This window comes from Acinetobacter sp. YH1901134, assembly GCF_013416965.1.
GTDB classification, from domain to species: domain Bacteria; phylum Pseudomonadota; class Gammaproteobacteria; order Pseudomonadales; family Moraxellaceae; genus Acinetobacter; species Acinetobacter amyesii.
Window position 1 is genome coordinate 353,125 of the sequence record NZ_VPEW01000003.1, and the last position, 18,602, is coordinate 371,726.

The 18,602-nt window shown below is 40.5% G+C and carries 15 protein-coding genes and 1 pseudogene; 11 read left to right on the forward strand and 5 right to left on the reverse strand.

All coding sequences use genetic code 11. The features are described from left to right. Positions 1 to 13: 13 nt before the first annotated feature. The 3 genes from FTV50_RS03275 (at position 14) to dnaX (ending at position 4,206) form a co-directional block, all read left to right on the forward strand. Complete coding sequence (locus tag FTV50_RS03275; RefSeq protein ID WP_180023491.1) at positions 14 to 1,300, forward strand: serine hydrolase; 1,287 nt, start codon at positions 14 to 16, stop codon at positions 1,298 to 1,300. A gap of 84 nt (positions 1,301 to 1,384) precedes the next feature. Beyond that, entirely contained in the window at positions 1,385 to 1,834 is a 450-nt protein-coding gene (locus FTV50_RS03280; protein ID WP_180023492.1) for a copper resistance protein NlpE N-terminal domain-containing protein, read from the forward strand. A 134-nt stretch (positions 1,835 to 1,968) separates the two neighbouring features. Continuing rightward, positions 1,969 to 4,206, forward strand: coding sequence for a DNA polymerase III subunit gamma/tau (gene dnaX / locus FTV50_RS03285; protein WP_180023493.1), 2,238 nt, complete (start codon positions 1,969 to 1,971; stop codon positions 4,204 to 4,206). A gap of 21 nt (positions 4,207 to 4,227) precedes the next feature. On the opposite strand, the gene FTV50_RS03290 is transcribed toward dnaX, so the two are convergent. Together FTV50_RS03290 and FTV50_RS03295 are read right to left on the reverse strand one after the other, a co-directional pair. Next, positions 4,228 to 4,659 carry a thioesterase family protein gene (locus FTV50_RS03290; protein ID WP_180023494.1) on the reverse strand — a complete coding sequence of 144 codons (432 nt, stop codon included), beginning with the start codon at positions 4,657 to 4,659 and terminating at the stop codon, positions 4,228 to 4,230. 35 nt (positions 4,660 to 4,694) lie between these two features. Then, positions 4,695 to 5,855, reverse strand: a complete 1,161-nt coding sequence (locus tag FTV50_RS03295) for an iron-containing alcohol dehydrogenase (protein WP_078193982.1) — start codon at positions 5,853 to 5,855, stop codon at positions 4,695 to 4,697. A gap of 118 nt (positions 5,856 to 5,973) precedes the next feature. Between FTV50_RS03295 and FTV50_RS03300 the strand changes: the two genes are divergently transcribed. The 4 genes from FTV50_RS03300 to FTV50_RS03315 are packed head-to-tail and all read left to right on the forward strand — an operon-like array spanning position 5,974 to position 9,740. Further along, entirely contained in the window at positions 5,974 to 6,489 is a 516-nt protein-coding gene (locus FTV50_RS03300) for a low molecular weight protein-tyrosine-phosphatase (RefSeq protein ID WP_078193981.1), read from the forward strand. Positions 6,490 to 6,498: 9 nt separating this feature from the next. Then, positions 6,499 to 7,536 (forward strand): UDP-N-acetylmuramate dehydrogenase, encoded by a 1,038-nt coding sequence (gene murB, locus FTV50_RS03305; RefSeq protein WP_180023495.1) that lies wholly within the window; start codon positions 6,499 to 6,501, stop codon positions 7,534 to 7,536. Positions 7,537 to 7,557: 21 nt separating this feature from the next. Next, a complete protein-coding gene (locus tag FTV50_RS03310) occupies positions 7,558 to 8,697 on the forward strand; it encodes a YdcF family protein (RefSeq protein WP_078188595.1) in 1,140 nt (379 codons plus the stop codon). Further along, positions 8,697 to 9,740, forward strand: coding sequence for an alpha/beta hydrolase (locus FTV50_RS03315; RefSeq protein WP_180007903.1), 1,044 nt, complete (start codon positions 8,697 to 8,699; stop codon positions 9,738 to 9,740). Before FTV50_RS03310 ends, FTV50_RS03315 begins: the two co-directional genes overlap by 1 nt. 454 nt (positions 9,741 to 10,194) lie before the next feature. On the opposite strand, the gene FTV50_RS03320 is transcribed toward FTV50_RS03315, so the two are convergent. Both FTV50_RS03320 and FTV50_RS03325 read right to left on the reverse strand, forming a co-directional pair. Then, positions 10,195 to 11,865: an FMN-binding glutamate synthase family protein gene (locus tag FTV50_RS03320; protein WP_180023496.1), complete on the reverse strand. Its 1,671-nt coding sequence runs from the start codon at positions 11,863 to 11,865 to the stop codon at positions 10,195 to 10,197. Between the two features lie 577 nt (positions 11,866 to 12,442). Beyond that, positions 12,443 to 13,441 carry a YafY family protein gene (locus FTV50_RS03325; RefSeq protein ID WP_180023497.1) on the reverse strand — a complete coding sequence of 333 codons (999 nt, stop codon included), beginning with the start codon at positions 13,439 to 13,441 and terminating at the stop codon, positions 12,443 to 12,445. 375 nt (positions 13,442 to 13,816) lie between these two features. Here FTV50_RS03325 and FTV50_RS03330 point away from each other — a divergent pair. From FTV50_RS03330 to FTV50_RS03345, 4 genes and pseudogenes are all read left to right on the forward strand, one after another. Further along, positions 13,817 to 15,250: pseudogene (locus tag FTV50_RS03330) on the forward strand (circularly permuted type 2 ATP-grasp protein); the annotation flags it as partial. Positions 15,251 to 15,272: 22 nt separating this feature from the next. Continuing rightward, the gene (locus FTV50_RS03335) at positions 15,273 to 15,875 is read left to right on the forward strand and encodes an alpha-E domain-containing protein (RefSeq protein ID WP_180023499.1); all 603 of its coding nucleotides are present in this window, start codon (positions 15,273 to 15,275) and stop codon (positions 15,873 to 15,875) included. Then, positions 15,872 to 16,651, forward strand: coding sequence for a transglutaminase family protein (locus FTV50_RS03340; RefSeq protein ID WP_180023500.1), 780 nt, complete (start codon positions 15,872 to 15,874; stop codon positions 16,649 to 16,651). The genes FTV50_RS03335 and FTV50_RS03340 overlap by 4 nt, the downstream gene beginning before the upstream one ends. A gap of 17 nt (positions 16,652 to 16,668) precedes the next feature. Beyond that, positions 16,669 to 17,403, forward strand: a complete 735-nt coding sequence (locus FTV50_RS03345) for a proteasome-type protease (RefSeq protein ID WP_180023501.1) — start codon at positions 16,669 to 16,671, stop codon at positions 17,401 to 17,403. Positions 17,404 to 17,497: 94 nt separating this feature from the next. On the opposite strand, the gene alr is transcribed toward FTV50_RS03345, so the two are convergent. Next, positions 17,498 to 18,571, reverse strand: a complete 1,074-nt coding sequence (alr, locus tag FTV50_RS03350) for an alanine racemase (protein WP_180023502.1) — start codon at positions 18,569 to 18,571, stop codon at positions 17,498 to 17,500. Positions 18,572 to 18,602: the final 31 nt, after the last annotated feature.

Below are 18,602 nucleotides of genomic sequence, written 5' to 3' on the forward strand. Positions count from 1 at the left end.
CAAAGGAATGATGATGCAGGCGCTCAAAGAATATCTATTTGCACAGAAGAATAATTATCAAGGTACGGTTGACGAGGCGTTTCAAGATTTGGCGGCGCAATTTAGCCGTATGCAGGATGCTCGAACCCACTTAGGCGGAGCCGCCTTAATGGTGTATTTTAAAGGTCAAAAAGTCGTGGATATTTGGACTGGTAAAAAGTCAGCCGAAGAAGCTTGGCAGGCCAATACACCCTCAGTCTGTTATTCCACGGGTAAAGGCGTACTTGCAACGCTAGCACATATTTTAGTGAGCGAAGGCTTTCTTGATTACGATACTCCCGTTGCAACATATTGGCCGGAGTTTGCTCAAAATGGTAAGTCGGATATCACATTAAGGCACATGCTGAGTCATCAGAGTGGTTTATACGATATCCGTAATATCATCGAAACAGCATCTGAAATGGCTGATTGGCCACATATGCTTAAAGTCATCGCACAAGCTAAGCCACGTTTTGAGCCATTAACTGATGCAGCATATCAACCGTTAACCTTTGGTTGGCAAGTCGGTGGTGTACTTGAAAACGCTACAGGTCGACCGCTTACAGAATTGATGCAACAGTATTTGGTTGAACCTTTAGAGTTGGATCATGCTTTTTTTGGTGTACCAGAGCATCAACTCAGTGAGGTTGCCCGCTTGATTCCGAAAAAGAAAAAATTAGAACGTGCTGTAGATACAACTGTACAAGAGAATACCCAAGTGCAGACAACGAAAAAAAAGACAGAGACACGAAAACCATCAATCTTTGATCAGCTTCTGCAACTTTCGGGACAAAATTTGCAAGACTTTCAAGATGGTATGATTCCAAAAGGAATGCGCAAGTTTTCATTTTTTAGTGATGAGGGTTTGCAAGCCATTATTCCTGCGGCAACAGGCGTATTTAGTGCCAATAGTTTAGCGAAAATCTATGCAATGCTAGCCAATCATGGTCAGTGGCAAGGACAGACCTTAATCACACCACAAGTTTTTGAATCTTTAAGTAAAATTCAATATAAAAAGCGTGATCGTATTATGCCTTTACCGATGAATTGGCGTTTGGGATATCATCGAATTTTAACTTTAGGCAAATCGAGTCAAGGTTTTGGACATATTGGTTTTAATGGTTCTGGGGCTTGGTGTGATCCGCAGCGTGATTTAAGTTTTGCTTATACACATAACTTTGCGACGGGTTCAATCACCGGCGATTATCGCTTATGGGGCCTAACTCAAGAAACCTTACGCTGTGCAGATAAAGTATTAAAAGGGCGTAAAGGCTGGATTTAAGATACTTCGGAATAGAACAGAAATTGGGGAAATGTGAAAAATATGCTATTTTCCCTCGCAGCTTTAGACTGCTGTGATATCCCTATGAAAAAAGTTGTTTTGATTCCCTTAGTCGCAACATCGGCAATGTTGGGTTGTCAGGATTCAACTCAAACGAAAGCAAAAGAGATAGAAGCGATTACTGCCGAAAAACAGCAAGCTGCATGGGTGGGTGATTTTAAAGGTACAACGCCGTGTATGGGCTGTCTTTCTCGTTGTGAAGATTGTCCCGGTATGGCTGTGGCTCTTGAGCTACATGAAGACCAAACCTATACACTTACTCGTGAAAGTCTAAGTGGTCATAACGAAGTAGAAGTGCTAAAAGGTGTAATTCGTTTTAAAGATGAATCAAAGCAGCAGCTAGAACTCATGAATGTGCAAACGCGCAATCTTTTGTATGTAGATTTGGATCAGCAATTGCTAGAAATTCGTGAAGACCAGACGGCGAAACGCTATCAAATGCAGAGTGATTTCCTTTTAAATAAAGCAGTTTAAGCATTCGTAATTTATATTAAATTTGCCTGATCATTGTGATAGCTCAAGATCGGATTTTTATTGTCCAAACTCTGCCATTTATTTCACTATTAGACAAAAAAACAGTATGCTTACACCTGTAAAAAGGAGCATACATGTATCAAGTACTTGCACGAAAATACCGTCCACGAAATTTTATTGAACTCGTGGGACAAAACCATGTGTCACGCGCACTTACCAGTGCCTTAGAACGTGGTCGGTTACATCATGCGTATTTATTTACAGGTACTCGTGGCGTGGGTAAAACCACCATTGCCCGTATTTTGGCAAAATGTCTGAACTGTGAAACAGGTGTAACCTCAACGCCGTGTGAAGTCTGCCCAACGTGTAAAGCGGTAAATGAAGGTCGTTTTATTGATTTAATTGAAATCGATGCGGCATCACGGACCAAAGTTGAAGATACCCGAGAACTTCTCGACAACGTTCCTTATGCACCAACCCAAGGTCGCTTCAAGGTTTATCTGATCGATGAAGTGCATATGCTCTCTACGCATTCATTTAATGCGTTATTAAAGACGTTGGAAGAACCGCCAGAGCATGTGAAGTTCTTATTTGCTACTACAGATCCACAAAAATTACCGATTACTGTAATTTCACGTTGTCTGCAATTTACTTTGCGTCCTTTAGCGGTGGATGAAATCACATCGCATTTGACAGATATCTTACAAAAAGAACAAATTCAAGCGGAGCAAGATGCGATTTGGCAAATTGCTGAATCGGCTCAAGGTTCACTGCGTGATGCATTGTCACTAACTGATCAAGCGATTGCCTATGGTCAGGGTTCAATTCAGCACCAAGATGTTAAAGACATGTTGGGCCTAATTGACCGTACGATCATTTATGATTTGATTTTAGCCATTCATCAAAATCAGCGTGAACGCGTGAGTGCTTTACTCATGCAATTCCGTCAACAAGCGCTGGATGTTTCGCTGGTATTAGATCAGTTGATTTCAACGTTACATGAACTGGCATTATTACAATACTTGCCAGACTTAGCGTTGAAATATAGCGCTGAGATCAATCAAAAAATTATGCAATTGTCGCAGTTGATTTCAGCTCAAGATTTGCAGTTGTATTATCAAGTCGCATGCAAAGGTCGGGCAGACTTGCAGTTGGCAGTCACGCAAGAGCAAGGTTTTGAGATGTGTGTGCTGCGTCTATTAGCATTCCGACCATTACAGCCAAACGAAATGTTGGTCTCTGCCGTACAGCAAGAGTCAGCCGCACAGCCACAGCTCGCTCAAAATCAGGCCGAAACAGTTCAGCCGACTCAAACACAGTCTTTGCAGCAACCCAATACCGTTGTTGAGTCTGCTGCACAGGTTGCCACTGTTGAGCAGCCTGAAGCTGTACCCGCTGTAGACACATCGCCAGCTTTCGATGATTTTGATGATTCACATTATGATGACGATGATGGCTATGTTTCTGCACCTGCAGTCGATGAACCTTCATCTGATGATTTTTTAGATGATCCTGAAGAAGACGCAATAAGCCAAACTTCTACAGCATCTACAGCATCTACAGCATCTACAGCAAATGGCACTCTAGATACGCAAGAGGTTGCACCGGTTGAATCTGTATCGACACAGCAAAATGACACGCTTGTTATGGATGCCGTGGCAGAAGATACATTATTTGATTTAGATCCGACGCCGAGTACTGAAACTGAAGAAGTTGATGTGAGCGCTATAAATTTTGAAGATATTGCACCTTTAGAACCAACAGCTTTAGAGTCAAAAAGTGTAGAGCCTGAAACAGCTCAGCCACATTTGATCAATGCCATTGAACCACAACATGTGGTGAATGAATCAGTTTCGGGTGCTCAAGGCGACAATGGTTTTGATCTAGCATCACCACAAGTTACGCAAAGTTCCGTTTCTTCGGATGCTATTCAAACGGGTTCATCTTCTACCTTGATGCCACAAGATATTTTGACTTTACAGCCTCAAACCCTTGAAGGTGAGTGGACGGTCGAAAAGTGGGAGTATTGGTTCCGAAATAGCCAACTTTCACCTGCGGTACAAGAGTTGGCGCAGCATGGCATTATGCGCGGTACGATTGACGGTGAATCGACTTTCCATATTCCAAAGCGATACGAAGCTTTAGTGACTCAATTACAGCATGTATTGGAACAAGCCATTCATACGCAATGGTCAAAATGTCGTTTCCATATCAGCTTTGAAGATGTCGAAGAAACTACACCGTATGCTTTACAACATGTCCGCAAAGAAAAAGCGTTTGCACGTGCAAATGAGTTATTACATGCTGAGCCTGTTGTGAAAGACTTACTCAAAAGCTTTGATGGTGAGTTGCAAAATATCCAGCTCAAATAAGTTTTAAGCTGGATATAAAAATTAAAGTAAAAACTGAGTTAAAGCATCTCGCATATCTTCGGGTATCGAGGTGCTTTTTCGTGTTTGGCGGTCAACAAATACATGCACGAAATGTCCTTGAGCTGCAGCCTCATTTTGTCCTTGTTTAAAAATGGCTAAGTCATAGCGCAGTGAAGAATTACCAATTTTTTCAATCGCAACTCCAACTTCAATGATTTCAGGATAGGACAGTTCTTGTAAAAAGCTGCAGGCTGAATCGACCACTAAACCAATGATCGGGGTATTTTGCAAATCAAAACCGACATGTTGAATCAAGAGTGCATTTGCAGCGGTATCAAAATAGCTGTAATAGGTGACATTATTGACATGACCATACATATCGTTGTCTGCCCAACGGGTTTGGATTGGAAATAAAAATCGATAGTTTTGGCGGCGTTTAGTTTCAGGTTTCATCGTTGGTATTTTCTTTATTTCAAAATGAGTAAACTTTAGGCATAGATCGATTGATAAATCTGGCGAGCGTCTTCAAACTGCAGTTCTCGCGGATTATTTTGTAATAGTCGTGTTTGTAATAGCGCATCTTCTGCTAAACGATCGAGCATATTTTCAGGCACATTGAGTTGACTGAGTTTAAGCACCAAACCGCTCTGATCTAAATGATTTTGCATATGATCAATAAATAAATCACATAAACCATCGGTACAGCCCGTACTGTATGGGTCTAGCCAACTCATGAGTTCTGCATAATGCTGCTTGGCCTGAGGTGCATTAAACTTTAACACTTCAGCGAGAACCAGTGCATTGGTATGACCATGCGAGAGATGAAAGTGTCCACCGAGTGGATAGGCGAGTGCATGCACCGCTGCAACTGGCGCATTAGCAAAGGCCTGACCTGCAAGCATTGAACCGACCAGCATGTGCTGACGCGCTTCGAGGTTATGTCCGTCGTGTAAAACCAGCGCTAAATTTTTATTTAATAAACGCAAAGCTTGTTTAGCAAGCATATCCGCATACGGATTTTTTTTAATTTTTGATGTATAGGCTTCAATGGCATGCACCATGGCATCGATACCGGTTGCTGCGGTAATGTGTGCGGGAAGATTTAATGTAAAGTTCGCATCGAGGATACAGACATCGGCATACAGTACAGGGGAGACGATACCTGTTTTGGTGGTTTCACCTGTAGTGACGATAGAGATTGGTGTGACTTCAGAGCCGGTCCCTGCCGTTGTCGGGATCAAAATGAGCGGTAAGCGTGGTCGTTTTGCATTAGCAACACCATATAAATCACTGATCTGTTGTGTTTGCTTAGGATGAGCCAAGATCGCGATAATTTTAGCCACATCCATTGAACTGCCACCGCCAAAACCAATAATCAAATCTACTTTTTCATTCTTGGCAAATTGAACTGCATCCAAAACTATATGTTCTGCAGGGTCAGCTTGAATACTGGAATAAATTACATAGTCTTGATGGATACTTTCTAAAATATCCAAAATGGGTAAATGTAATTGTTGTTGCAACATACCGGGGTCGGTCACAAGCATGACACGTTTGGCTTGAAAGTCGCCTAGGACCTCTCTCAGTTGGGAAATAGAGCCTAAGCCTGAAATAATATTGCTGACGGTTTGAAACTGAAATTGACTCATTGGCTTATCCCTAATTTTTTATATCCAAATAAACATTATTCTTGAGTGTTGATATAGGATTCATCCTGTAAATAACTTAACATAAGACGCTTGAAATAAAAGTAGTCTTGAGGTTGTTATGTCATCCAGCACGCCATATAAGGTGTTGTGTGTTTGTTTAGGAAATATTTGCCGTTCACCTACGGCTGAAGTGGTTCTCAGACATTTTTGTGATGAAGCGCAACTCAATGTTCACGTCGATTCTGCGGGTACGAGCAATTATCATCCGGGCAAAGCGCCTGATCTACGTAGCCAACAGCATGCAAAATTACGTGGCTATAACTTATCTGCATTACGCGCACGTCAGTTAACGGTTCATGATTTTATTGAATTTGATTTGATTTTGGCCATGGACTACGAAAATTTAGACAATATTCAAAACCTCATGCAAAAGGCGCAGCAACAATTCGGTCAACTACGTGCACAAGTGTCTTTGATGAGTCAACATGATCACCAATATCCGCAACAAGAAGTACCAGATCCGTACTATGGTGGTGATGCAGGGTTTGAACATGTATTAGATCAATGCGAATCTAGCAGTCAGGCTTGGGTCAATTATTTAAAAACTCAGTTACAAGCACAGCAAAAAAATTAAGGTTTAAGAATGCAAATTCAAACACAGGTTCAGCTTAAGCCATTTAATACATTAAGCCTCGATGCTGTAGCATCTCATTATGTACGTGTTCAATCGGTAGAAGATATCCAAGCAGCGCTCGACTTTGCCAAAGCTGAGCAATTAAATGTATTGGTACTTTCAGGAGGCAGTAATATGCTGTTGCCTGAGCAAATACATGCTTTAGTGATGCACATGGATATTCAAGGTATTGAATATGTACAAGACGATGCCGATACACAGACTTTAAAAGTGGGTGCTGGGCAAGTGTGGCATGACTTTGTGCTATGGACGACGGCACACCAGTTTTATGGCTTACAAAATTTAGCATTGATACCCGGTTTAGTCGGTGCTTCACCTGTGCAAAATATTGGAGCTTATGGTGTTGAAGCGGGTGAGTTTATTGAATCTGTACAGGTCTATGACCGAGTAACAGAACAGCAAAGTAGTATTAGCGCTGCCGATTGTCATTTTTCATATCGCCATAGTATTTTTAAAGATGAGACAGAGCGTTTTATTATTACGCATGTCACGTTTAAACTTTTAAAACATGCAGATTTAAAATTAAATTATGGTGATTTAAAGCAGGCAGTGGGTGAAGACTTAAGTGCAGAAAACCTACAACAACAAGTCATTCATATTCGTCAAACCAAACTCCCAGATCCAAAAGAATTTCCAAATGTCGGAAGTTTCTTTAAAAATCCTGTGATTAGCCAGCAAGCCTTTGACCAAATTGCGCTGCAATTTCCCAATTTACCCCATTACCCACAACCGAATAATGCGGTAAAACTGGCAGCGGGCTGGTTAATTGACCAAGCAGGTTGGAAAGGGAAATCTGTGGGTTCAGTGGGTATGTTCCATAAGCAAGCTTTGGTGTTGGTCAATTATCAGGACGCCACGCTGCAAGATGTACGTACAACTTACAAAGCTGTACAACATGATGTTTTTGAAAAATTTAATATTGAACTACATCCTGAGCCTGTATTATTTGATACAAATGGCTTGATTCGATCTCACGCAGATCAATAAAAACACATAGGTTTTAGATTTATGCATAAAACACATTGGATGGTTCGCTTAGTACAAATTGCCGCAGTGCTATTTGTACTTTTGGGCTGTCTAATGATTTTTATCTATACGCCGTTTTATTCTAAATTGATCGTTAAAAGTTTAAATTATTTCGTTCCTGTAGAAGTCAATCAGCTCGCAGCGCAAAGTCAAAAACTCGGCGCCTTGAGTGATGATGATAACTATGAGCCGGGTTCTGACTTATGGATAGCGCGCCAAGCGTATTTAAAACTCATGGAGCAAGCCATACAGTCTGATGAGCCTCAAGATTTAACCCTTATACAAGCACGTTATAAGGCGTTACAGCAGCTCATTGAAGAAGAACATGAAAAAGAAAAGAATGATAGTCAAAAGGACATACCGAAAGTACCTCTGCTGAATCCTTCTGCGTCCGAGGCGGCTTCTTCTGAAGCATTGGCGGAAAATCCTGCTCAAAAAATGAAAGAGCTGCTTGAGCTCAATAGTGCGGAAAATAAAGGACTGATGACTCAATATACCGAGTTCTTAAAAACCCATGAAATTGAGCAAGCGGCTTCAGAAGCGGAACCGATCGATGATGAAACATATCTTGATCTTGCCAAAATGAAAGATAAAACCCTGAAGCAGCCAACCGCAGAGCCGTATGCGATCGTGGTGTTAGGTGGTGGTTTAACCTTAGATAAAAATGATAAAGATATCGTAGTGAATGACTACACACGACTTCGACTGGAAAAAACACTCGATGTTGAACGAGCCAATAAGTTACCGATTGTACTGAGTGGTGTTGAAGCACCGTATATGCAAGCATGGTTGAAGCAATATGATGTCGATGCGAAATTGCTTGAAGACCGCAGTATGAATACTTGCGAAAATTCGCGTTTTAGTTCGTTGCTTTTACAGAAAAAAGGTGGGGCACCGACGGTTATTTTAATCACTGACCAATATCATATGCCTCGAACACGTCGTTTATTTGCATTAAATGGTATCGAAACCATTCCTGTTGTTGCACCTATGCCAACAACATTAACTACATGGCGACCAAGTGAAAAAAATTATGACCATAGTCGTCGTGCTAATTATGAATTATTAGCCACCTTACGTGATGTTTGGTTTGGCTCAAGTGACTGTCGGGAGGTCCCATAATGTCAGATATCCCATTTCTTAATCCTTCAATCCTTAAACAATTAGATCTTCCTATTCCAAGTCGAGAATTAACCCCACAAGTATTAGAACCTCTAAATTTAAATCGACCTTTTGAGCCTAGTGTTGAAATACAGTCTTATAGACGACTTTATGGTTTAGATGCCTTGAACTGTGAACATTGGCAAGGCTATGTAGAAATGCCTTTGTTCAAATTACATGTACAAGTATTTCAACCGAAACTGAAAACTGAAACGGATGTCATTAAAGGCACTGTATTTTTATTGCATGGTTATTTAGAGCATAGTGGAATATATCAGCCGATTATTCGTGAACTCTTAGATCAAGGTTTTAGTGTTTTAACCTATGATTTACCGGGGCATGGTCTAAGTAATGGATCGCCAGCCAGTATTCAAAACTTTGACCATTACCAACAAGTTTTGGAAGCAGTATATCGTTATGTGAAACATGCGGCTCAACTACCAACCCCATGGTTAGGGATTGGGCAGAGCACGGGTGGAGCGATTTGGCTGCATCATCTGTTAGATTTTGCTGAACATCGCAAAAACCCTTATGTCGAACGGGTTTTATTATTATCTCCGCTGATTCGTCCTGCAAAAACGGCATGGTGGCATAACTCGGTTGGATTAGGCATTATTCGTCGTATTAAACGTGAAGTGCCACGTCATTTTAGACGGAATAATCATAACCCTGAGTTTTTACGTTTTGTCCGCTTAAAAGATCCTCTACAACCACGAATGATGGGGATGGATTGGATTTTGGCCATGTCAAAATGGATGCAGGAGATGGAGGAACGCCCAGCGTGCCGTATTCCAGTGTGGTTAGCGCAAGGCGCACAAGATCAAACTGTAGATTGGCGTTATAACATTGAGTTTATACGTCGTAAATTTCGTTTACAGACGCTTCTCATGCTTGAAGAAGGTTCGCATCAGCTGATTAATGAACGTGCCGATATTCGTGCTGCATTAACAGGTTTGATCCCGGCATTCTTGCATGCTCAATCCAACAGTAAGTCTTATTACTAACTGATGTTACGCACGTAAAAGTAATTACGCATTTTTAAAATGATTTTTTAATTTTGTTCGACGGAGTCTTACATCTAGAGATTAAATAAAAGGATTAGCCTTCGGCTGGAGGTACTCTTACGAAACATTGTTTCTCATTAGGCAAAATGAGAAGCAAAGCTTCGCAAGGAAACCATCTTGCGGTGCAATGCACCTCACCGACAAAACTCGTTCACTAGCATCTACTTATTTAAACTATCGCAAAAACTTTTTTGATTAGATGTCGTCCTGCCTCAAACACTTGCGGATGACGTTGCCGCGTATCGTACTTTTATTTGAATCAAATTGCGCTTCTGGTGTTACTGCGTAACATCAGTTACTAATTGACGATTGAGCACAGCTTACCTTAATCAGTGTGATGGATCTAGACGAAAAAAAAAGAGGCGTAGTCGCCTCTTTTTTTATGGGGTAGGGGTCAGAACTTTTCTAGATGAGCCATATTCCACATACGGAAATAGAAGTTTTCTTCATCTTTATTTTCACAACTAAGTAGCTCACCATCTTTTAACCAAAAATGCAGCTGTGCATAGTTTTTAATTTCGCGGTTATTAATCCGCTGTGCTAGATGGTGTGCACGGATATCCGACGGGTGTTGTAAACCCGCAGAGGCAATAAGTTCAGATAAGCCATGCAAGGTATTTTTGTGGAAATTAAAAACACGCTCTGCTTTGGTCGGAACATGGATGGCTTTTTGACGGTCTTTGTCCTGCGTTGCAACGCCAACTGGACATTGGTTGGTATGACAGCTTTGAGCTTGAATACACCCGACTGCAAACATAAAGCCACGAGCTGAGTTCACCCAATCTGCACCAATTGCCATGGTACTGGCAATATCAAAAGCACTAATAATTTTACCACTGGCACCGACTTTAATTTTTGAACGTAAGCCTGCACCAATCAGGGTGTTATTAACAAAGAGTAGGCCTTCACGCAGTGGCGTACCCATATTATCGATCAATTCAATCGGCGCAGCGCCAGTCCCACCTTCAGAACCATCCACTACGATAAAATCAGGTGTAATCCCTGTATGTAACATGGCTTTTACGATACTCATAAATTGCCATGGTTGCCCGATACACAGTTTAAAACCCACAGGTTTGCCTTCTGACAGTTCGCGCAATTGCTGAATAAATTGCATCATTTCAATAGGGGTGCTAAAGGCAGGATGGCTAGATGGAGAGATACAGTCATGTTCACGGCTGACACCACGGATTTGAGCAATCTCTTCGGAAATTTTGTCTTTAGGTAAAATGCCACCATGGCCTGGTTTTGCACCTTGAGATAATTTGATCTCAATCATTTTGACTTGAGGGTGCTTGGCTTGTTCAGCAAAACGTACAGGGTCGAATTGACCATCAATCGTACGGCAGCCAAAGTAACCACTACCGAGTTCCCAAACAATGTCGCCACCATTTTCCAAATGATAAGGACTAATACTGCCTTCACCGGTGTCATGGTAGAAATTACCCATTTTTGCGCCTAAGTTTAAGGCACGAATGGCATTGGCACTTAAGCTACCAAAGCTCATCGCAGAGATGTTTAATATCGATGCGCTATACGGTTGCTTACATTGCTCATTGCCGATGTTAATACGGAATGTTTCAGGAATGGCAGGAATGCAAGGTGACAAGGAGTGATTGATAAAGCGGTAATCATTTTGGTAAACATCAACAATTGAACCAAATGGTTTATCTGCATTTTGGTTTTTTGCACGTTGATAGACCAAGCTACGTTGCATACGAGAAAAGGGCAGTGCATCTTGATCAGATTCAATAAAATATTGGCGAATTTCAGGTCGAAATTCTTCAAATAGAAAACGAAAGTGCCCCATGATGGGGTAATTTTTTAAGATCGAATGTTTGTTTTGTATGACGTCATACAAACCCAATAAACTCAAAAGCCCAGTAATGACCCAGATACTATTCAATAAGGTTTGTGGAATAAAATATTGAATATAATGCGGGGAATAACCTAAATGAAAACTCGAAATGAGTAGGAAGATAAAAATACAAGCAAACCAAATGGAATGCCGAGAAAAAAAAGTATTTAGTAGCTTGTGGCGAATAGTTTGCGCTGGACTGGCCATATTTTGAAAAATCTTATTCAGCTCATTTGCTCATAATTTGCCGAGTTTATGCACAATGCTCAAGCTTTAATTTGTTGATTCAGTGTAGCATTTATAAAAAGCAGCACTCAAGTTGGATGAAATTTTCATTTAAAGCCAAATCAGATAAGAAAAGCAGGAATGTTCTTTAAGAAAATTTGTGAAAAGTAGCGCGGTTCTTGTTATTTCACAGTACGCAAAATGGAGGTTAAAGTGATTTTACTTTCTAAACACGAGGTGCTGAATATGACTATGAAATCTATTCGTTATAATAATGCCGACCTAGCCTGCCTATGTCAGTAATTGATTATAGCCATGAGAAATTAGCGCTATGGCATAAGGTATTCAGCAGATACTTATGCTGTAGTTCCTTTGACCTAAACAACTAAAATTACAAAAATATTCTAAGAAATTATCCAGTCCCAGCGTTGGGACTTTTTTATGTGTTGATAATTTAAGTGAAAATCTAAGCAAAAAATTATGTGCTAAATATTTATTATGAAATAAAAGTTGCTACCTCAAATTTAACATTTCAGGTAGCAGAAAGTCTGAGATCGGTTTAGTCATTGCGTTGTTGTACAACAATAGCGACTTCTTCAGGTTCAATTTTCTGAATCTTTTTACCAAAACTACGCAGCCACCATGTTAATTGAGAGGTAAAAGGTACTGTTGCACTAACTTCAACCGAGCCATCTTCGGTTTTTTGAATCACTTGATCTTTACTTAGCTGACTTTCTTCAAAATAAACAGCCTCTGCTTCAGACATGGTTAATTTGAGCTGAATCATTTCTGTAGGTTTATTAAAGTCTACACGGAAGCCAAGCGCTCCAGAGTCAATATAGGCATCAATATCAAAATCGACAGGGTGTAATGCACGTGAATTTAAGACCGTAGCTGATTTAAATCGATGTAAAGCAAAGGTTTGGATGTCTGTTTTGTCATGACGTGTGCACACCAAATAAATAATTGCACCTTTTTGGACCAAAGCCAGTGGATTTAAAATATAGGTCTTTTCTTCGCTTTGTTGTCCACGACCTTGATACAGACATTCAAGTTGTTTGTCTTGTAGTAAGCCTTCATAAATCGATTGTTGTGCGGCTTTTTCAACTACAGGAGGAATCAATGGCTGAGTAGCTGGCACGATTCGCACGCGGTTAATCCACTGACGGACATTATTTTGCGACGACAGACTTCGACGTGCGAGGTCAAACCAAGGATTCATTTCTTCAATTAAGCTTGGTGGAAGCAAATGTTTTAGGTGTTCCTCAACCATCATAAAGGTGACCGCCTGAGAGCTGGTCATATGTGGCAAGCTTTGAATCGGTGCATCGGAACGCCAACGCCAGCCTTGTGGCGTTGTTTTACTGCTCTCAATTGGGAAACGTAGAGAAATTTGATTTAAGTCACGCTGAATGGTGCGTAGGCTGATATCAATGCCTTCACGGTTCAGTATTTCTTGTAATTCACGAGTACCCATCCACTTACCTGTGGACAGTCGTGAAAGAATTTGCCACTGACGATAGAGGCTGTTTGACGTTTCTTTTTCTTGTGAAGACATAATCTAGTGCTTGAACTTGAACTTAAATAAATAAAATGATGCTGTGGGACACAATAAGAAATCTTCCTGCGTTAAGCAAGTCTTCATCTGAAAAAAACTAAGATGATTTTAATAACGCAATTTGACACAACTTGAGCAGTTACATGCTGTACCGCTTTGCAAAAATGATGCATAAATAATCAAAGAGAAGCAACATATTTATTGATGGCATATATATTGCATTATCTAGTTCATAAAACATGAGAAAAACATGGAGTTGCTATGCTGAAAGAAAATCGTAATACAACTTCAAATGGAATTGAGGGTTATGAGGCAAAGTTGGTCAATACTTCTGTCTCTACATTAAAAAATTTACCTCTTGCTCGAGGACATGCGCTGTTTAATCAATTTAATTCGGATTTTTTTAATGAAATGCGCGACAGCAAAACGGTAGCTAAAGAATCATGCCAACGGATAGAGCAGTGGTTATCACAGCATACACTTGATGAATTAAAACAACTAAATCAGGTAGCAAAACAACATTTTCTCTATGAGGGTATTACCTTTACAGTGTATGGCGAAGATGAAGGCATTGAACGCACTATTCCTTATGATCTTATTCCTCGTGTGATTGCACGAATGGAATGGAATAATTTATCACTGGGCTGCGCACAGCGCGTGAAAGCTCTCAATCTGTTTTTACATGATGTCTACCATCAACAAGATATTTTAAAAGCAGGAATTATTCCTGAAATGCAAGTCTTAACGCATGAAGCCTATTTGCCACAAATGTATATGCATGGGCTAAAAGGTAAAATTTATAGCCAAATCAGTGGCATTGATATCATACGTGATCAATCAGGCGAATTTTACGTCCTTGAGGATAATCTTAGAACACCGTCGGGTGTGTCATATATGCTAGAAAGCCGTAAGATCAGTCAAAAACTGATGCCTGAACTTTGCCAGCAAAGCAACATTATGGGGATTGAGCAGTATCCGCAGCTTTTACGTGAAATTCTTGCAGAAAATGCCTACGTCGATAACCCGTTTATCGTGGTTTTAACCCCAGGGCGTTTTAACAGTGCGTATTATGAACATGCCTTTTTGGCAAGGGAGATGGATGTACCCTTAGTGACATCGCGTGACCTTTATGTAGAAAACGATAAGGTTTATGTGAAAACCATCAAAGGTCGACAACAGGTTGATGTAATTTATCGTCGTGTGGATGATGCTTTCCTCGATCCATTATGTTTCAAACCTGACAGTACTTTGGGCGTAGCAGGGCTCATGTCAGCGTATATGCAACATAATGTGGTCATTGCAAATGCACCGGGAACAGGCGTAGCAGATGATAAATCGATTTATCCTTATGTGGATAAAATGATTCATTTCTACTTAGGCGAACAAGCGATTCTGAAAAATGTGCCGACCTATCAATGTCGTGAGCAGAACGACTTAGACTATGTGCTGTCGAATATCGAAAAATTGGTGGTAAAAGAAGCACAGGGTTCAGGTGGATACGGCATGTTGATCGGTCCGCAAGCCTCTTTACAAGAATTAAATAGTTTTAAAGATAAGGTGGCCGCAGTACCACATTTATATATTGCACAGCCGACTTTAAATTTATCTGTTAGCCCCACTCTAAGTGAGGCAAGTGTTTCGGAACGCCATATCGATTTGCGTCCATTTGTACTGAGTTCTCCATATCGAACTGAAATTGTACCGGGTGGCTTAACTCGTGTCGCGATGCAAGCAGGTTCATTGGTGGTGAATTCTTCGCAGGGCGGCGGTATTAAAGATACGTGGGTAGTAGATGATTTACGCTCATAGCACTCCAGTGAAGGAGCAAAACATGATTTTATTAAACAGTAATGCAGAACATATATTTTGGCTGGGACGTTATTTAGCACGTACTCAATATTTATGCAGTATTTTTCCATTTCAAGATGTCGATACAGCATTGAACTATGCACATGCTTTTTGTTTACCAGCATTTGATGCCGACTCAATGAATGAATTGGTTTTAAATGCGGAGCAGCCGGCGTCATTTTCCAGCCAATTTCAATATGCACAAAGTAATATTCAGGATTTAAGGGGTGTACTTTCAGCAAAAAGTTATGCAGAACTCAGCCGTTTAATTCGTAATGCGAGTGATAACCCGGTTTATATCTGTGACGTGGTAACAGATTGCCAAGATGTTTTAGAGTCCGAATCTGAAGATGTATTTTTATTTTTTAGTTTAGGACAAGCCATAGAGCAGCTTGATCGCCAGTTACGCATGCAGCAGGAGATTCAATACACCCTAGCGAAGATTGAACATATCGTAATCGCTTTGGTTCAGTTTGGCTGGGAAAGCGTGCAAGAGGCATGGCAGGCACTAAAGCAACAACCGAATAGCCAAAATTTTTACCATTTCAGTGATCATATCCAAAATATGTTTGAGGTGGCTGTATGAGGCTCATGATCAACCATCAGACCCATTATGTTTACACTGATGTGGTTAGCAGAAGCATTCAATATATCAAAATGACCCCATCTACTAATGCGCATCAACAGGTGCAAAATTGGGATGTGAGTGTGCCGGGGCAACGTGATATGCAATTGGATACTTTTGGTAATGTGTGGTTGACCACAACGCAGCGCGAACCTTATCTGCAAATGACCATTATGGCGCAGGGCATCGTAGAGATGAATTTGAGTTCAAATGATTCAAATGCGGATGATTTAAACCCGAAATTTTTTTTACAGCCAACGCCGAGTACGCAGTGCGATATTCACATGAAAAGTTTTGCCGATTGTTATGTCCCTCGTATCAATCGTGCCAATCTGATTCGTTTGGCTGAAGCGATCTTGACGCATATTCCCTATGTTTCGAATCAGACATCTGTACGTACTTCTGCAATAGATGCTTTTCATTATAAGCAAGGGGTATGTCAGGATCATAGTCATGTTATGATCGCAATGTGCCGCTATTTGGGTATTCCTGCACGATATATTTCTGGGTATTTATTTGTACCGAATAGTAGCCACCTTGCCAGTCACGCTTGGGTAGAAGTCTATATCGAAAATAAATGGTATTGTTTTGATGTCAGTAATCAGCTATTTACACCACAATCACATATTTATATCGCGATTGGGCGGGATTATTGGGATGTAGCTCCTGTTCGAGGTGTTCGTGATAAAGGTGGTACTGAGTCAATGAGCTCAATTGTACAAGTGTTGAGTTGTTAATCATTTGAGGGATAAAAATGACCTATTGTTGTGCATTACGATTAAAAGATGGCATGGTGTTTGTCAGTGATACACGTACAAATGCAGGAGTTGACCATATTTCAGTTTTTCGTAAACTTTATACCTTTGGTATTGCGGGTGAGCGATTTATTACCATCCAAACCTCTGGGAATTTAGCTACTACACAAGCGGTCATCGGGCATTTACAAAATCAGCTAGAGGTCAAACAAGAGCCGAATTTATATAGTGTAAATACGATGTTCGAAGTGGCTGAATTGGTCGGGCATACCTTAAAAAAAGTTATCTCTGATGTCACCTCAGATATTTTAGAACAAAGTAATTATTACTGTAGTTTATTAGTAGGTGGTCAAATTGGTAGCGCTGATATGCAGCTATATAATATCTATCCGCAAGGTAATTTTATTTGTGCGACACCGGATACCCCATATTTTCAAATTGGAGAAAGTAAATATGGTAAGCCGATACTTGACCGAACTTTGCGTTACGATATGCCACTCGATGAAGCAATGCGTTGTAGCTTAATTTCTTTTGATTCAACGATACGTTCGAATGTGTCTGTAGGTATGCCTTTAGATGCTTTGGTTTATAAAAAGGACAGTTTAGAAATACCAAATGGTAAGCGCATTTATGAAGAAGACCCATACTTCACCATGATCAGTAAAGGCTGGTCAGAAGCATTGCGTCAGGGCTTAATCGAATTGGCAAAACCAACAGCTGACTATTTTCAATAACGATTTGATCAACGAATAGATCAATTTAAAAAGCGAATAAAAAAAGCGAGATAAAAAAAGCCCAGATTTGATCTGGGCTTTTTGATTTGGCTAATTAAGCTAATTTACGTACAGGGCGCGCACTCATACGGCATAATAATTCATAGCCAATGGTTCCGTTCGCTTCTGCAACGTCATCAACTAAACGGTCTTTACCCCAAAGCTCAACTTCAGTGCCTATTGGTGCATTCATACCAGTGATATCAATCGCAATCATATCCATTGCAACACGACCAATCACACGTGTTTTCTGTCCTTGAATAGATACATAGTTTTGTTTAGGGAAGGCACGTGGATATCCGTCCCCATAACCAATCGAGACAATCGCAAGATTCATTTCTTGCTCTGCAACAAAAGTCGATCCATAACCCACAGATTCACCAGCTTGAATGGTATTTAGAGCTATGACTTCAGCGGTAAACGTCATCACCGGTTTAAGATCTAACACTTCTACAGAACGATCTGAAAAAGGTGTTGCGCCATATAGCATGATGCCTGGGCGAACAAAATCAAAATTCAGTTCTGGCCATTTGAAAATTGCAGCTGAGTTACAGCACGAACCCATGATTGGCGCACAGGCTTCTTTTACGTGTAAAAATTGTTCACGTTGTTGGTCATTTAGTGGATGATTTTCTGCGTCAGCATTGGCAAAATGCATAGTCAGTACGCAAGTAAAACCTTCCGCCTTTAATGCATTGATAACATCAATAATTTCAGGCACTTTAAAACCTAAACGGTTCATACCGCTGTTGAGTTTAACCCAAACTTTCAGACCTTGAGCGATATAAGCATCTTTATGCTCACGTAACCAATCTAGTTGTTGCTGATGATGCACCACACATTCAATTTTTTTATCGATGATAATTTGCATTTCATCATCTGAAAAAATCCCTTCAATGAGTGTAATTGGCTGTTCATAACCCAGTTCACGAATTTCTAAGGCTTCTTCTAGGCAGGCAACACCAAAGGCATCACTGTCTTTTAAGGCTGCTAAGCAGTCTTTAACTCCATGTCCATAAGCATTAGCTTTCACCATACTTACAATTTTAGCGGTTGGGGCAAGTTGTTTGACACGGTTTAAATTATATTGAAGTGCTTGTTGATCAATATAAACTGTAGCTTGGCGCACCCTAAATACTCCTACAGGGTCGATGAATTAA

Excerpts from the sequence above, each read along its gene's own strand:
- FTV50_RS03280 (WP_180023492.1), top strand. The coding sequence starts at position 1,385 with ATGAAAAAAGTTGTTTTGATTCCCTTAGTCGCAACATCGGCAATGTTG.
- FTV50_RS03340 (WP_180023500.1), top strand. The coding sequence starts at position 15,872 with ATGAGGCTCATGATCAACCATCAGACCCATTATGTTTACACTGATGTG.
- FTV50_RS03275 (WP_180023491.1), top strand. The coding sequence starts at position 14 with ATGCAGGCGCTCAAAGAATATCTATTTGCACAGAAGAATAATTATCAA.
- dnaX (WP_180023493.1), top strand. The coding sequence starts at position 1,969 with ATGTATCAAGTACTTGCACGAAAATACCGTCCACGAAATTTTATTGAA.
- FTV50_RS03295 (WP_078193982.1), bottom strand. The coding sequence starts at position 5,855 with ATGAGTCAATTTCAGTTTCAAACCGTCAGCAATATTATTTCAGGCTTA.
- FTV50_RS03310 (WP_078188595.1), top strand. The coding sequence starts at position 7,558 with ATGCATAAAACACATTGGATGGTTCGCTTAGTACAAATTGCCGCAGTG.
- FTV50_RS03320 (WP_180023496.1), bottom strand. The coding sequence starts at position 11,865 with ATGGCCAGTCCAGCGCAAACTATTCGCCACAAGCTACTAAATACTTTT.
- murB (WP_180023495.1), top strand. The coding sequence starts at position 6,499 with ATGCAAATTCAAACACAGGTTCAGCTTAAGCCATTTAATACATTAAGC.
- FTV50_RS03335 (WP_180023499.1), top strand. The coding sequence starts at position 15,273 with ATGATTTTATTAAACAGTAATGCAGAACATATATTTTGGCTGGGACGT.
- FTV50_RS03300 (WP_078193981.1), top strand. The coding sequence starts at position 5,974 with ATGTCATCCAGCACGCCATATAAGGTGTTGTGTGTTTGTTTAGGAAAT.
- FTV50_RS03315 (WP_180007903.1), top strand. The coding sequence starts at position 8,697 with ATGTCAGATATCCCATTTCTTAATCCTTCAATCCTTAAACAATTAGAT.
- FTV50_RS03345 (WP_180023501.1), top strand. The coding sequence starts at position 16,669 with ATGACCTATTGTTGTGCATTACGATTAAAAGATGGCATGGTGTTTGTC.
- FTV50_RS03290 (WP_180023494.1), bottom strand. The coding sequence starts at position 4,659 with ATGAAACCTGAAACTAAACGCCGCCAAAACTATCGATTTTTATTTCCA.
- FTV50_RS03325 (WP_180023497.1), bottom strand. The coding sequence starts at position 13,441 with ATGTCTTCACAAGAAAAAGAAACGTCAAACAGCCTCTATCGTCAGTGG.